The following is a 15,079-nucleotide window of genomic DNA, read 5'->3' on the forward strand; positions in this document are numbered from 1 at the left end:
GTGGCACTCAGGGTAGGGGAGAAGCCTTGCCGCGGAAACTCTGGCGGTAGTCGGCCGGCGAGACGCCCACCACCTTGGAGAAATGCTGGCGCAGGGAAAGCGCTGAGCCGAAGCCGCACTCGTCGGCCACGCGCGCGATGGGCATCTCGGTCGATTCCAGCAGGCGCTGCGCCAGGAGCACGCGCTGGTGAAGGAGCCACTGCAGTGGCGTCTCGCCCGTGGTGGCGAGGAAGCGGCGCGCGAAGGTGCGCTCGGACATGGCCGCACGGCGCGCGAGATCGGCCACGTTGAGCTTCTCGCCCAGATGCTGAAGGGCATATTCGCGCAGGCGCGAGAGGCGGTCGGCGGAGTTGTCGTTTTCCTCGATGCGCCGGTCGATGAACTGCGCCTGCCCACCCGCGCGAAACGGCGCCGTGACCAGCGCACGCGCAATCGTGTTGGCCACGTCGGCACCGTGCGCGAGCCGGACCAAGTGCAGGCAGAGATCGATACCCGCCGCCGTACCCGCGGAGGTGAATACCCCGTCCTCGATGTAAAGCGCCTCCGGGTCGACGCGGACACGCGGGTAACGCTCGGCGAGCTGCGGGGCGAGGCGCCAATGCGTCGTGGCGCTTCGCCCGTCGAGCAGCCCCGCCTCCGCGAGCACGAAGGCACCCGAGCAGAGCGATGCGATGCTGACGCCGCGCGCATGCGCCTTGCGCAAGGCCGCGAGCACCCTCGCATCCGGCAGATGATCCGAGCCGCCGGAGCCGGGAACCACGATGAGATCGCACCCGTGGGCGAGCCCCGCGAGCGTGTGCGTCGGCGTGCACGCGAGGCCGCTGTCCAGCTTCACGGGATGAAGATCCAGCGCGCAGCGCCGCAGGTCGAACTTGGGCACCCCGCGATCCGTGCGGTCGTCGCCCCAGACTTCGTTCGCGACGGCGAAATCGAATGTGCCCACCCCCGGGTAGAGAACGAGACCGACGCGCTCCATTGGCAGAATCTTAACCTAGATTGTCATTTCCGCCACTTTCTCGAAGCCCGTTCGAAGCGCATCATCACGGGCATGCTCGACATCGACGAAAAAGCAGCGCTCGTGGTCATCGACGTGCAAAAAGGTTTCGACGACGAAGCCTGGTGGGGCAAACGCAACAATCCTGCGTGCGAAGCCAACATCGGTCTTCTCTTGGACGTGTGGGAAAGCACCGGGCGGCCCGTCGTGCTCGTGCGGCACGACTCGACCTCCGAAGGCTCACCGCTTCGGCCGGAAAAGCCGGGCAATGCCTTCAAAGCCGGCATCGAAGGGCGCAACCACGACGTGTTCGTGGCCAAATCCGTGCATTCCTCATTTCACGGAAAACCGGATTTGCACGCGTGGCTAAAAGCGCGCGGTATTTCCCAGTTGGTCATCACCGGCATTGCGACCAACATTTGCTGCGAGACCACCACGCGGGTCGCGGGCGATCTCGGTTACGACGTGCTGTTCGCGGTCGATGCGACGCACGCCTTCGATCGCAAAGGACCGGACGGGCGCGTGGTCACCGCCGACGAGTTCACGCGTTCGACCGTGGCCACGCTCGATGGTGAGTTCGCGCGCGTGGTGCGCACCGCCGACGTGGTCGAAGGCGTGCGCGCACGTGCACTCGCTCACGCGTAACTTGGCCCGAGCTCCTGGGAGCGCGCGTACCACTCGGGAAGCGGCTGTTTGGTCAAGTGCGCATAGAGCCGCTCGAAGTAGGCATGCGTTCCTGCTGCGAAGCCGCCCGCATGGGTGCGGTTGCGGAACCCGCGTTGCGTGAAGCGCAGGATCGTCGCGTCGCCGTCGCGCGAAAGCTCGTAGCGCGCGATCGTCTGGCCGATGATCTTTTGGTCCCACGTGTGCTCGAACACGTGGGGCGGCTCCCACACGAGCACGCGGCCGGTGAACGTGCGCACTTCGGGTGGCACCGGCGGGCCATCGGCGACGGTTTCGACGATGCCGTCGACGTGCGGCTCGATGCGCGTTTTTCCGAGCCACGCCGCGCGTTCCTCGGGGTCCGTGATGGCTGCCCACACGTCCTCGATGGGATGCGGGAGGCGCCGCTCGAACAAGATCGTGGCGAATCCGTCGTCGACGACGACAAGTCCATTTCTCTTCGAATCCGTCATGGCTTTCTCTTGCTTCCTTTGGCTGCCTTGCTGGCGAGATGGGCTTCCAGGGCATCGAGGTGCCAAGCCCAGAGCTTTCGGTATGGCTCGAGCCAGGTATCGATTTCAGCCAGCCGCTCCGGGCGCAAGGTGTACACGCGGCGTTGTGCATCGACGCGCACGTCCACCAAGCCGACCTCGCGAAGGACGCGCAGGTGCTTGGACACGCCCGGTTGGCTCAGCGCCGGCAACGCGTCCACCAGCTCGCCCGCGGTGCGGCCTCCGCCGACGAGTTGCTCGAGCAGCAAACGCCGGCTCGGCTCGGCAATGGCGGCGAAGACGTCCATACCGGTGTATTGCTCTGCGGCAATATAACCGTCAAGGCAATTTTTGCGGGCGCTACCGGGAGGCGTCGGCGCCCGCGTCGGTCTCGACACCGCCGTCACGGTCGCGGCTGGTGATCTTGTCACCGGCGCGCTGCAGGCCTTTTCCGGCTTTTTCCAGGCCGTTGCCGATGCCCTCGCCAACTTTGCCAAAGGCCTCGCCCGTCTTTTTGATGCCGGTTTCTACGCCATCGCCTGCTTTGCGCGCACCGGTCTCGACGGCTTCACCGGCCGTGTGGGCGTCTTCCTTGATGGCCGTGGAGGTTTTCGAGTGACAGCCGAAGACGCCCAAGGAAACCGCCGCAGCCAAAAACAAGCACCATTTCATCGTATCGACTCTCCATCGTCTCGGGGTTGCGCCCCTAACATAGGGCGTGTAGGCACTCCTGGGTTCCCACCCCGGGACGATTGCTCTATAGGCGCACCCATGGTCGAGTCCACCTTGTCGAAAAGTTCCGATCGCCCGTTTTGGATCGTCAACGCGGTCGTTTCGATTTTGGCGCTCTGCCTGCTGGCCTATCTGCTGCTCATTCGCCAAACGACGCCGGGCGATTCCGCCGCGCTCGCCTTCATGCCCGCGGTGAACGCGTGCTTCAACGCGACCTCGGCGGTGCTCCTGGTGCTGGCGGTCGTGGCCATCAAGAAGAAGAAGGTGGCGCGGCACCAGGCGCTGATGCTGTCGGCCTTTGCATCGAGCGCCCTGTTTCTCGTGGGGTACCTCGCCTACCACTACGTGCACGGCGATACGAAGTACCCCGGCACCGGTGCCATGCGCGGGGTGTACCTCGCCATCTTGGCTTCCCACGTGATCCTGTCGATCCCCGTGGTGCCTATGTGCCTGGCGGCTTTCTACTACGCCTTCCAGCGCAACTTCGTGACCCACAAGAAGATCACGAAAGTGCTCTTTCCCATCTGGCTTTACGTGTCGGTGACGGGCGTCGTCGTTTTCGCGATGCTCCGCAGCGCGTACGGCTGATCGAAGGCCGTCAGTTCGCCACGGTCACCTTCAGGGTGACCATATCGCCGTCGCGGCCGTCGAACACGACAGTGTCACCGTCGTCACAAAAGCAAGAAGAACCGCCAGGAGCGCCAAGGAGAGTCGCCAGGATCGCCAGAGGAACCATCAATAAACCCTTCTATTTGGTTGTATTGCCGTTTCCGCTGGCGATCCTGGCGGCCCTTGGCGTTCTTGGCGGTACCTTCTTCATATTCGCGAATTGTGTTCGCCCATCTCGAGACCGCTGCGCTCCATCGACGTTTGCCTTAGCGAATGAATCGCACGGCGCCGAGGGATTCGGCTTCGCGCAGCCAGCTTTGAATGCGCGCATCGTGGGGACGCTCGTCGACGATGTGGCTCGGGATCGTGCCGTTTTGGATGGCGTCGTCGAGTTCCTCTTGGCTGCTGACGCCAATCGTGGAAAGGGCCGCGGCATCGAGCTCGATCACCGGAGGATTGGCCGGCGGCGGTGCAGGGTTGTCGAACCGCGCCGGGTCGAAGATGTCGGTGAGGGCGTTGGCGGCGGCCGATCGCGTGGTGAGCGCGGGCAGCCCAAAGCGGGCGGCCACGGTGGCAAGCACGGAGGTGTGATCGTAGGCCGTGGTGCTCAAATGGCCTTTCTTCACCGTGGGGCCAATGAGGATGGCCGGAACACGGAATCCGAACTGCCGAAAATCCGCGCGATCGTCTGGAGCGACGGGCGGTGCCACGTGATCCCAGAAGCCACCGTGTTCGTCGTAAATGAGGATCATCAACGAGCGTGACCACTGCGGGCTCTCGGACAATGCCTTGTAAATGCTGGACACGAAGGACTGCCCGAGGCGAATGTCGTGGGCCGGGTGGTCGTCGGACACGGACCAATCGGGATCGATGTACGAGAGCGCTGGCAACGTGCCCGCCTTGGCATCGGCGAAGAACTTATCCATCTTCGCAAAGGTGGTCACGCCGAGCTTCGTCGGCAGGGCACCTGGCAAGAACGGGGTAGAACCTGCATAGTAATTCTTCGTCGACTTGCCCGCTGCACGCATTTGCTCCCAAATCGTCTTGGGCGGGGTGAGAATGTTCGGCGTATTGTTCTTTTTCCCCGCCGAGGTGCCCGCGTGGAGGTAAAGCCGGTTGGGCCAGGTGGGGCCCATGACCGAGGCGTGCCAGTGGTCGCACACGGTGAAGTTGTCCGCGAGCCAATAGTAAAAGGGAATCTGCGTGCGATCGTAATAGGCCATCACCTGGTTCTGGTTCGGCCCCTCGTGCACGATGACGAATTGGTCGTTCTTTCCGCCATTGAATTGCTTGTGGCTCGCGTCGAAACTATGCGGCGGATCGGCCAAGGTGAAGGTTTCGGCGGGGTGGATGACCACCTCCGGCCCGGTGGGGGCAGGGTTCGATTCCGTGCCGCTCGTCCCCGTGACGCTGCCTGCATTGGGGTAGGCGGCATCGCGCTTCAGCGCGCCGAAATAATGGTCGAACGAGCGATTTTCCATCATCACCACGACGATGGTGTCAATCTGCGCGAGCATTTGCAGCCCAGTGGGCTCGCTCGTAGCGGGATGCGCCAGCGAGCCATGTTGAGACCCCTTCTCCTGACCGGTCTCCGAGCCGCAACCAATGCCCACGGCACCTGCGCCGAGAATTTGAAGTACCTGCCGACGAGAGAATCCTTGCATGACCCACCTCCAGAAGACCGCGCAGGACAGTACGCCGTCTCCACCCATGCAACGTGACGTGTGTGTAAAGGTTTATGCCAGTTAAGCGTTGCTTGTCTCAACTTCGTACGAATACGCGAACCGAGGAACGCTCTGATTTACGAAAATCAGCTTTTGGCGCTCTTGGCGCTCTTGGCGGTTTCCCCCCTCTGAATTCAAGCCAGCAGCACGTTAATGTGAGCGACGCCGTCTCGTAAAGAGTGCGATCGCTCCTGCTGCTGCGAGGCACCAGGCCCATGCCGACGATCGCGCCACCTTACCGGAATGACATCCGCCGTCGTTGCTCACGGAGCCGCTCGAGCTGGAAGGGGGTGGTGCGAGCGGATCGGGGCCATTCGGATCGCGCTGCACGAAGAGGTGGCTCGTGATGGTGCTTCGTTGATCGTCGACGCGCACTTCGACACGCCAGCGCGACTCGCCTGCCTCGGCGGTCACACGCGCCTCGTGGACGAAGGGATCACTCGTCACCGGCACCGCGGCTTCGGGCTCCCCGTTTTTGACGAAGTACACAGTGGCATTTTTCCCGGCGGCGCCCGTGATCTTGGCCGACAGAATCGTGCTGCGGGCACGCACGGTGTCGCCCGAGGGCTCGACGCTCGACGTCAGCTCGATCATCGGATCGGCGGGGCTCTGCAGCTTCACGACCGTGCGGCCATTGCGAATGCCTTCGAGGATGGCCTCGGTGCTCAGCGCATCGGCGAGCACCATCGTGGTGGGCTCCGCGATGGGACTCGACGTGGGGCCATTGGTGTTCCCCGCGCGATGGGAATCGCTCCCGCCGAGGGCTGCGACGTGGTGCCCTTTGGCGCAAAGGTCGTCCCAGAAGGCGAGGGCCTTTTCGATGAAGATAAAGCCGCTTTGCTTCAACCCACCGGTCTCGATTTCGACGGCCGAGACGCGGTTTGGATCGACCTCGAGCTTCCACGCGCATCCAATGCACGCGTTGCCCAGGTCCAGCACCGGATGGTTGATGGAGAAGAGGGCACCTTGCGCGCGAATGGCCTCCGCCGCACCATCGATGGTCACCCCCGGCTGCCCCAATTTGTGATCGACCCACCGCGTGGCGCCAATGGCGTTCGCGTGTCCGTGGTACGTGGTGTATTCGATGCCGGGGACGAAGAGCAGATTCGGATGGCGCGACTGCGCGTCGGCGAAAAATTCGAACTGCGTGACCGTGTTGTGATCGGATATCTCGACGAAATCGAGCTGGCGCGACTCCGCGTAGGTTGCAATCTCGTCGAGCGACGGAATGGCATCGGTGCTCTCCAAGGAGTGCACGTGGAAGTCGCCCGCGTAGTAGCGACGGCCCGGACGCGGCGGTGGCGGTGCATACGGCGTGCGCTGCCTTTGCTCGGGCAACGTGGCCGCCGTGCGAAGGACGATCTCCAGGTGGTAGCGCGCGGGCGAGGTCACGACCTTGGCTTTGCCCACGACGACCTTCCACGCGCCCGCGCGAATGGGCCCGCGCACGTACGCGCGTGATGCCGCGAGCCGGCCCACGATGGCCGGCTCCTCGGTGCCTCCGCCCCAACCGCGGTATCCATCGGGATCGTTCAATCCGAAATCGAGAATGTTGGCTTCGGATTGATCGTCGTGGCGCACCTCGATTTCCTCGATGCCCTCCGGCACGTCGAACGGCACGAAAAAATGCTCCGGTCCGTCGAGCGGCACATCTCCATCGAGGACGATGGGCGCGGGGTCGGCGGCGGCCGCGACACGGGGAATGGCCATCAGGCCGAGGGCGAGCGCGAGGCTTTTTTCGAAGGAGCGCACGGGCTTACAATTGCATATTTCGTGGCGCGGTGGTGGCCAAGGGTAAGTGTCCTCGACATGCGATCAGGTGTGAATCGGGCGGTCGATTGGGTCGCTCGTGCGTGCGGGTTTGCCGCGCCGGGACTATGCTCCTATTCATGCGGGTAGTCGCGGAGGAAACCGTCGTCGCACTCGACGTACCTCGAAATCGCGTACCGCCAACCACGAAATTTCGAAGCACATGGATTGTCGCATCGCAAAATGCGTTGCGCGATTGCGGTTTTTTCGACCGCTACACGAAGCTGCTTTCCCAAGTGCATCGCGAAATTCTGCTCACGACCGTGGTGGGCACCTGGCTTCCCATGAGTTTGGCCATGGCCCACTACACGGCGTGCGATGCGCTCGGGCTTTCGCAAGACGACATCAAGACCATCGGGACGATTCTCACGCGCCACTTGAACAACGCTTTCGTCAGCGTGGCCGGTCGCTTTGCCCGCGAAGTCGGCGCAACGCCATGGCTTCCCCTTTCGTACGCGCGCCGCGTCTGGGACCGCATGTGCACCGGCGGGGCCGTCGCCGTTTACAAAGAAGGACCCAAAGAGGCCCGGGTCGAAGTCGTCGGCTGCACCTTGGCTCACATTCCTTATTTCCGCGAGGGGCTGCGCGATCTGGGGGCGGGCCTCGGCAGCCTGTTTTGCCAAGCCATGTACGTCAAGCTCGTGCCGTCGCTCGGGCCCACGACCATCGTCTTCCGCGCGTCATGGGCATGATTCCGCGAGCGCGCGTGCCATACGAAGGTCGCGCGTCCCATGACCTTCCGTGAAGCTCGCCAGAACCGGAGCAAGGAGCGTCTTTGCCTCGGCCATCCTTCCTTGCCGGGCAAGCAAGCGACCATAGCTGCAAGCCAGTCGCAGCTCCCAGCTCCTGGCATGCTGGTCGCGCGCTCGTTCGAGGCCTTGCTCGAAGACGCGAGCTGCTCGGCCATCGTTCGATGTGCCCATGGCGACCAGTATTTCCCCTTTCAACCGAAGGAGCTCCGCATCGCAATAGTGTTCACCCGTTCGCTCCGAGATCTCCATCGCTTTGTCGACCGAAAGCATTGCCTCGTCGAGTGCGCCAATCTGTAGTTGCCCGTGGGCAAGTACGGAAATATACCGCGTAAAACCGACGGTCGCGCCCATCGATGCTCGATGGGCAAGGGCTGCTTGGAGCTCCGCGACCCCCTCGCGCTCACCGCTCTCGATTTGCGTGCACGCCCGGACGACACGTGCCGCGGCACCGACGAAATGGAAGCCATACTCCTCGCACAGACTCAATATTTCATCGATGAGAGCTCGCGCCTCGGCGAACTCACCACGGTCATTGTGCTGCGAGGCGAGAAGGAGCAACCGGATCGTGAGACTGGCCGGATGATCGTACTTGCGCGCGATCCGCACCCCCTCGTGGCAATGGCGAATCGCTTGGTCAGGCTCGCCCAAGAGCCAGAATGTCCAACCAAGATACAGGTGCAACATCGCGCCGACGTCGGCACCCATATGGACACGAATCGCCCCTCCCGCCTCCGCCTCGTAGAGCCGTATCCCTGCCTCCGCATCATTGCGACACACCGTGAGGTCGCCGCAAAAGAGTGCCGACGACACCTTTGCTTTGTACGCGGCGAGGATCATGCCCTGATGCGCGGCTTTTTCAGCGCGGACCATCAATTGGGCGGCCAACTCGCGACCGGTGCGATGCTCACCCCGGACATGGTCCAACTGCTGAATGCTCAACAGCGCCCAGAACGATTGTTCATCGCCGTCGTACCTCTCGGCGAGTTCCCGAATCCGCGAAAGGGTTTCCCGGACACGGTTGGACTCGAGTCCATGCTCGGCGAGATACACGCCGGCCAGCTGGGCCTTCAGCAAAAGCTCACGTCGGTCGCGACCCGAACTCGATGGCAGCAGATCCAGTTGCGCCATCGCACGCGCGTAGTGGTTGAGCGCGTCGATGTTCGCCGACCTTTGCATGGCCTGCTTCGCCGCCTTTTCTAAATAGACGCAGGCTTCCTCGGGGCGCATCGCCTCGGCGAAGTGCCTGGCCGCAATTTCTGGGTTTTGCTCGGCAATTTGAGAGAATTGCGAAACGAGCACCTCGGCGGCTCGCTGGTGCAACTCCTGCCGCTCTTGCTTGACCAGGGATTGGTATGCAGCTTCTTGCACGAGCGCGTGTTTGAACCGACACGTCGCGCGCGATATGGGACCGATGGGGCGAAAAATCCCTGTTTCGACGAGCTGCAGAAGGCCAATCCGGAGTGATTCCTCGGAAAGAGGACACATTGCCCGAAGCAAATCGTAATTCATCTCGCGCCCCAGCACGGATGCCACCCGCGCCAGTTCCCGGCCGGGTTCGGGCAAGGTGTCCAGGCGTGCGCGCAAGAGTGCCTCGAGGGTCGCGGGCACGGCGCCAACCCAGGACGAATGCTCATTTCCGCCCTTTTGGAGCGCGTCCACCACGCTGTACGTGAGCTCCTCGATGAACAGTGGGACGCCATCGGCGCGCTGCACGACTTGCTCCACGATGGCCGCGGGCAGATGGCGCCCGCGACCTGCAAAGCCGATGAGCGCAGCACTCTCGCTCGGCGAAAGCCGAGGTGGAGCGAGGTGATGCAGGATCGAGGAACGCGTCCAGAGCGGCTGAAACTCCGGCCGCGCGGTCACCAGCACCATGGCGCGCATCCCGCCGAGACGTGATAGCCAGCGCTCCAGCAACTCGAGGGTAATGGAGTCGGCCCAGTGCGCATCCTCGAGGACGAGCAGCAAGGGCTCCTGCTCCGCCAGCCGCTGGAACCAGCCGACGAGTGCTTCGAGCATCTGGTGCTTCAGCAAACTCGCATTTCTCGACATCGGCGGCGCGGCCGCATCTTGCGTGGGAAGCCCCAGGAGGGCCGCTTTCTCGAGCGGAGAGGCATTGGGATCCAATCCCACCGAGTGCTCCAGGCCTTCTAGGATGGGCTGGAGTGGACTGCCTTGCGAGTGCGGCCAACATTGGCAGCGCACGAACCGGTGTCCTTCCGTCGCCAGGGCTTCGAGATGCTGCTCGAGCAAGCGCGATTTGCCGATTCCCGCCTCGCCGACGACCAACGCGAATTGGCCTTTGCCGCCGCCCGCCAATTTCCAAAGGCGACGCAGTTCATCGAGCTCGGACCCACGCCCCACCAACGGAGTGACGTTGCCCGCCGCAATCGGGTTGAAGCGGATTCGATTCTCCTTCCGCCGCAACAATCGGTACAAATGTTGGGGCGCGGTTCCATCCTCGGGCGCCACGTCATCGAGCAGCGCGAGCTCGAAGGTGCCCTGCACGAGCATCTGGGTCGGCCGTTCGGTGAGAATCTCGTTCGGCCGGGCGCGGCGTTCGAGCGATTGCGCGATGTCCAGCACCTCGCCTTGCATCCGCAGGGGCGCGGTTTCCGGGTCCACGGCAAGCGGAATGCAGGGACCTGTCGCCACCCCCACGCAGGCGCCACCCGAGCGCCGATGGTCATCGGGCCGAAATGCATCGACGATCAGTGACGCCGCACGCAATGCGCGCTGTGCGCTGTCTTCGTGGGCTCGGGGATAGCCAAAGCACGCTACGACCTGTCTGCCCAGGGAGGATAAAATCGTGCCCTCCAACTGGTGCACGATCGTGGCACACGCTTCGAAAAATTCGCCCACCGAGTCGTCGAGAGCCTCCGCCGATCGCGTGGACGAAAAGGAGCAAGCCATGGCGGTAATCTGACGTCGCTCGGCATTCGCCGGTAGCCTGTGTGCTCGTCGTTGCCGAAAGCTCGCCGGCGATGCCTCCAAGTCCGGGCTGCTGGCCCCCGTGTTGCTGGCCCCCGTGTTGGATTGTCCGCGCAGGGCATGCTCGAGGAGCACCTCCAAGGCAACCAACTCGTCCAGCAAGTCGTCTGCGCTACCGAATCTCGCACTCTTCTCTTTTTCGAGCGCACGCTTTGCGATTTCTTCGGCTTCCTCGGGAAGCTCGGGCCGTAGCCCTCGCAGCGACGGCGAAGGATCCGACGAGAGCACGGCATTGCGCAATTCGGCAATGTGATGGCCGGTGAACGGAGAAACTCCGGTGAGCAATTCGAAGAATATGACCCCCGCTGCCCAGATGTCCGTTTGGCCATCTTGAACGTGACCATGCCATTGTTCGGGCGACATGTACTGGGGGGTCCCAAGGAAATACTCGCCGGCGACGTCGCTATCCGCGGTCATTTGCGCCACACCAAAGTCGAGAACCTTGGCCGTTCCGTCTCTCGTGATGAAGACGTTGCTCGGCTTCAAGTCGCGGTGCACGATCCCGGCACGGTGTGCGTGCGATAATCCCTTGGCGACGTCGATCATGAGTCGTACTGCTCGCCGGACATCGACGACCGCTTCGTTCGTCTCCCGTGCACGGCGCATGATGACGTCGAGGGGGTGCCCTTCCAGATGCTCCATCACGAGAAAGGGGTGCCCTTCGTCTTGCCCGATATCGAACATGCGCACGATGTTTTCGTGATTCAAACGCGCGCACGCCTGCGCCTCGTGCTGAACACGTCCGAATGCCTCCTTCGTGTTCAGGTCTTTGCGCCGGAGAAACTTTATCGCCACCTTTCGATCGAGAACGGTGTCCTGCGCGAGAAACACGACCCCCATACCTCCGGTGCCCAGGGGCTCGAGCAGCTCGAATCGCGTTTGGGTCATTCCGCCAAGCCGTTTTCCGGGCTTTAGGCCGGCGTTGACCGCGTTCGCCGGATCGAGCGTATTGTCGCGCGGCCGGTTCACCCAACGAGCACCGTCCGTCAGCGTCCCCACCGCGCTTTCCGGCGCGATGGGCATACCTTGGTCCTGTTTCGTCCTCATCGGCTGCAGGTAGAATGCCACGTCGCATTCACGATGCCTGCGTGGCGACAGCAATTCGTCGCTGGCATGGCGCTCGACCTACATCCCGTCACCTATGGACCCGCCCTGCGGTGTCATCCTGGCGCGAAACGCTCCGTCGCGGGCACTCCCAAGGGAGAGCCCGCGTCCGAGCCTAGCCTCTATCCAGTCCTCACGGCGGCGGAGGGAATGACGGCGGGGTATCCGCGGGATCGGCTCCCCAAGCCTTGTTCGGCTGCGGCGATACTGCAAAATCGAGTGTCCCATCGCCCGCGAGGAACGACTCGGGCACCCATGCGCGCGCCGACGTCTGTCCGTTCACGCTGACGCTTTGCACGTAGCGCGTGTTCGCCGTGGCGCCGGGTGCGTTGATCGTGATGGTTCGACCCTTGCTATTGCGAATCACCGCCTTGGTGAACAAGGGCGTGCCCAGCAGCAACTCGGAGCGGCCGATGTACTGTGGGTACAGCCCCAATGCCGACCAGGCGTACCACGCGGACATGGCGCCCAGGTCGTCTTGGCCCGGAATACCGATTTCGCTGTTCTTCCAGTGCTCGTTGATGATCTCGCGCACCGTGTCCTGCGTCTTGTACGGTGCGCCGACGAAGTTGTACATCCAGGCCGCGGCCACCGAAGGCTCGTTGTTGATCTCCGCGTGCTCGCCGCCCGACCCGGTGAGCGCCCAGAGGCCATTGTCGAAATGGAAGAATCGGTCGAGCCGCGCCGTCGCCTTCTCGTTGCCGCCCATGGCCTTGAAAAGACCGCCGACGTCGTGCTGGATCATGAAGGTGTACTGCGCACTGCTGCCCTCGGCGAACCCGTCTTCGGTGCTCGGCGAGAACGGCGTCACCCAGGTGCCGTCGTACCTGCGGTCCTGGATGTAGCCGCCCGTGGAGTGTGCGGCAGGATTGAAATTGTTGCGCCAGTAGCCCGACCGCCGCAGGAATTCATCGTGCGTCGCACTCTGCCCGAGACGGGCCGCGAGCTGCGCCACGCCGAAGTCGGCCACCACGTCTTCCAATGTTTCGCTGGCACCGCCCCACGCATTGCCTTCCTCGGCGCGGGAGCCGTACGCCGGCACGTAATGGAGCGTGAGGTACTTGTCCAACGACGGCCGCTCGCCCACGACCATGACGTTCCACCCGCGCTTGCTCTTGTCGTCCTCCGTCACCGTCGTGGCGGCATGCACCATCGACTTGAGCGCGCTCGTCGCGTCGAAGTTCGTCCCGCCGAAGGCGTAGATGCTCGGCACCGCCGCATGCCCGGGATCGCCGGTCATCACGTGCGTGCCGCCTTGTGCGTGCGTCCATCGATCCCACACGCCATTGTTCTGATCGGCCTGGTTGAGGAGCGATTGGGCGATGTCACCGCCGATGGTCGGCTCCAGAAGGGTGACCAATTGCAATTGGCCTCGGTAAACGTCCCAGCCGGAGAAGTTCGCGTATTGGGCGTTCTGGCCGGCGCTCAGTTTGTGGACGTTGTTGTCCATGCCGACGTAGTCGCCGTTCACGTCGTTGAAGACGTTCGGGTGCAAAAGCGAGTGGTACACCGCCGTATAGAAGGTGGTGCGCTGGTCGTCGGTGCCGCCGGTGACCTCGACGCGATTCAGCTTCTCGTTCCAGGCGTCCCACGCCTTTTGCTTCACGCTCTCGAACGTCGTCCCTTGCGGGTTCTCCGCATCGAGGTTGGCCTTCGCGTTCGCCGCGCTCACGAACGAGATGCCCACGCGCATGTTGACCGGCTGCCCGCCGGTGTCGAACACGGCATAGGCTCCGGACCCTTTGCCCGCCGGCGGGTACCCATCGTTTCCGTAGCTGGTGCCCCCATTGGACTGGGTGCTTCCCGGCGTGACAACGTTGTCATGCCAAGACCCGGTCGCAGAAATGGGGCGGTCGAACTCCGCATGGAAGTAGAGCGTGTAGTAGCTGCGGCGATCGACGTTGCCCGCGGTCCCATAGATGTACCCACAGAAGTTTCCGCTGGTCACCGATCCCGTGATGGTGCGCGAGGCGGCATCGATGGAGACGTGCGCCTCGGTGCTACCCAGCTCGGAATTGGAGGCGCGGATCAACAGGGTGGCCGGCTTGTCGGCCGGGTAGGTGAATCGCGCCGACCCCGTGCGCATCGTTGCCGTGAGCTCGGCGCGAACCTTGGAGTCCATGGTTACGCCGTAGTAACCGGCGATGGCCTGCTCGTTGGGGCGCAGGAACGTGCTCGCGTAAATCTTGTCCGTCGTATCGGCCGTCGGCGATGTCGTGACCGTACCGGCGTGCGGGAAAAAGGGAATATCACCAAATGCGCCCGCGCAGCCCGTGCCCGACAAATGCGTTAGGCTAAAACCGCGGATCTTCATTGCACTATGCGCATAGCCGCCGGGCGCCGGCGTGCGCGTTTGATTGCCCCTGGTCGTTTCCGGGCTGAATTGAAGCATGCCGAAAGGCAAGTCGGCGCCCGGCCAGGTCTCCCCGCCCTTGGTGCCAATGATGGGATTGACGAAGCGAGCCAAGCCAGTGGGAAGCGGTCCGGACGAATCGGGTGGATTGGCCGAATCCGCTGCCGAATCTGCCAGCGGCGAATCAAAGGCAGCGTCCGTCCCGCGAACGATGGAATCCAAGGCGGCGTCGTTCTCTCCACCTCCAGAAGGAGGCGTCGATGGATCCGACGAGGAGCACGCCCCCGCGATGCCGAGGGGGGTCAGTGTAAGTGCCAACATTAGAGAGCGCTTCATGCGACGGACTGTACCAATTAAAGACAGTAAGGGAACTCTTCCTGTCCCAATTGGCGAACCGGACGCGAATGGGACACGGTACCGACCGTTCAGCCTCGCCCTTCGCACGCAGCGCCCTCCCGCAGTCCTCTTCTTCCAAGACTGCAATCGGCGTTCATTGTATTTGCAACTATCGATGTCGAATCGTCGACATTGGACTTCGTCGATTTTAATATTCGTCAAGTAACGATTTGTTGATGAACACCTCCAATCCTCATGATATGCAATCTGCCGTGCGTATCTCCATGGGTGCGGCCAGACGATTTGCAGTCCCGCAAGTGGGGTCTGGGGCGCGCCAGAGCGGCACCTGCAGGTGGGCATCCGGACGAAGCCTTTGCAACAAGGCCCGGGACGCGATCCCCTGTTCCTTTGTCGGGTGAGCTTTCCGCTCACTCGACCGAAAGTGGTGGAGGTCTGCTCTTGATAGCTCCATGTGGGGGCTTGCCCTTGGTTCCGTTCTGCCCATCGTGCACGTTTGCGCA

General features: G+C 63.0%; 11 protein-coding genes. 3 read left to right on the top strand and 8 right to left on the bottom strand.

Annotated elements, in window-relative coordinates:
• Positions 1 to 7 precede the first annotated feature (7 nt).
• Positions 8 to 976: a helix-turn-helix domain-containing protein gene (locus LZC95_53170; GenBank protein ID WXA95161.1), complete on the bottom strand. Its 969-nt coding sequence runs from the start codon at positions 974 to 976 to the stop codon at positions 8 to 10.
• A 72-nt stretch (positions 977 to 1,048) separates the two neighbouring features.
• Here LZC95_53170 and LZC95_53175 point away from each other — a divergent pair, with 72 nt between their 5' ends.
• Complete coding sequence (locus LZC95_53175; protein WXA95162.1) at positions 1,049 to 1,639, top strand: isochorismatase family protein; 591 nt, start codon at positions 1,049 to 1,051, stop codon at positions 1,637 to 1,639.
• Here the strand turns inward: LZC95_53175 and LZC95_53180 are convergent.
• From LZC95_53180 to LZC95_53190, 3 genes are read right to left on the bottom strand one after another with little or no spacing between them, the layout of a single operon-like run.
• Positions 1,630 to 2,130 carry an SRPBCC family protein gene (locus LZC95_53180; GenBank protein ID WXA95163.1) on the bottom strand — a complete coding sequence of 167 codons (501 nt, stop codon included), beginning with the start codon at positions 2,128 to 2,130 and terminating at the stop codon, positions 1,630 to 1,632. The two genes, LZC95_53175 and LZC95_53180, sit on opposite strands and share 10 nt — an antisense overlap.
• Positions 2,127 to 2,456: a metalloregulator ArsR/SmtB family transcription factor gene (locus tag LZC95_53185; protein WXA95164.1), complete on the bottom strand. Its 330-nt coding sequence runs from the start codon at positions 2,454 to 2,456 to the stop codon at positions 2,127 to 2,129. The genes LZC95_53180 and LZC95_53185 overlap by 4 nt, the downstream gene beginning before the upstream one ends.
• A 52-nt stretch (positions 2,457 to 2,508) precedes the next feature.
• Positions 2,509 to 2,820 (bottom strand): hypothetical protein, encoded by a 312-nt coding sequence (locus LZC95_53190; GenBank protein ID WXA95165.1) that lies wholly within the window; start codon positions 2,818 to 2,820, stop codon positions 2,509 to 2,511.
• Between the two features lie 99 nt (positions 2,821 to 2,919).
• On the opposite strand from LZC95_53190, the gene LZC95_53195 reads away from it, so the two are divergent.
• Positions 2,920 to 3,468 (top strand): DUF420 domain-containing protein, encoded by a 549-nt coding sequence (locus LZC95_53195; protein ID WXA95166.1) that lies wholly within the window; start codon positions 2,920 to 2,922, stop codon positions 3,466 to 3,468.
• A gap of 287 nt (positions 3,469 to 3,755) precedes the next feature.
• Here the strand turns inward: LZC95_53195 and LZC95_53200 are convergent, their stop codons facing one another.
• Positions 3,756 to 5,153: an alkaline phosphatase family protein gene (locus tag LZC95_53200; protein ID WXA95167.1), complete on the bottom strand. Its 1,398-nt coding sequence runs from the start codon at positions 5,151 to 5,153 to the stop codon at positions 3,756 to 3,758.
• A 210-nt stretch (positions 5,154 to 5,363) separates the two neighbouring features.
• Positions 5,364 to 6,965 carry a CehA/McbA family metallohydrolase gene (locus LZC95_53205; GenBank protein ID WXA95168.1) on the bottom strand — a complete coding sequence of 534 codons (1,602 nt, stop codon included), beginning with the start codon at positions 6,963 to 6,965 and terminating at the stop codon, positions 5,364 to 5,366.
• 137 nt (positions 6,966 to 7,102) lie between these two features.
• On the opposite strand from LZC95_53205, the gene LZC95_53210 reads away from it, so the two are divergent.
• Entirely contained in the window at positions 7,103 to 7,714 is a 612-nt protein-coding gene (locus tag LZC95_53210; GenBank protein WXA95169.1) for a hypothetical protein, read from the top strand.
• Here LZC95_53210 and LZC95_53215 read toward each other — a convergent pair.
• The gene (locus tag LZC95_53215) at positions 7,703 to 11,812 is read right to left on the bottom strand and encodes a protein kinase (GenBank protein ID WXA95170.1); all 4,110 of its coding nucleotides are present in this window, start codon (positions 11,810 to 11,812) and stop codon (positions 7,703 to 7,705) included. The genes LZC95_53210 and LZC95_53215 overlap by 12 nt on opposite strands.
• Positions 11,813 to 12,002: 190 nt before the next feature.
• Positions 12,003 to 14,543 (bottom strand): GH92 family glycosyl hydrolase, encoded by a 2,541-nt coding sequence (locus LZC95_53220; protein WXA95171.1) that lies wholly within the window; start codon positions 14,541 to 14,543, stop codon positions 12,003 to 12,005.
• Positions 14,544 to 15,079: the final 536 nt, after the last annotated feature.

Source organism: Sorangiineae bacterium MSr12523, assembly GCA_037157775.1.
GTDB lineage: Bacteria > Myxococcota_A > Polyangia > Polyangiales > Polyangiaceae > Pendulispora > Pendulispora brunnea.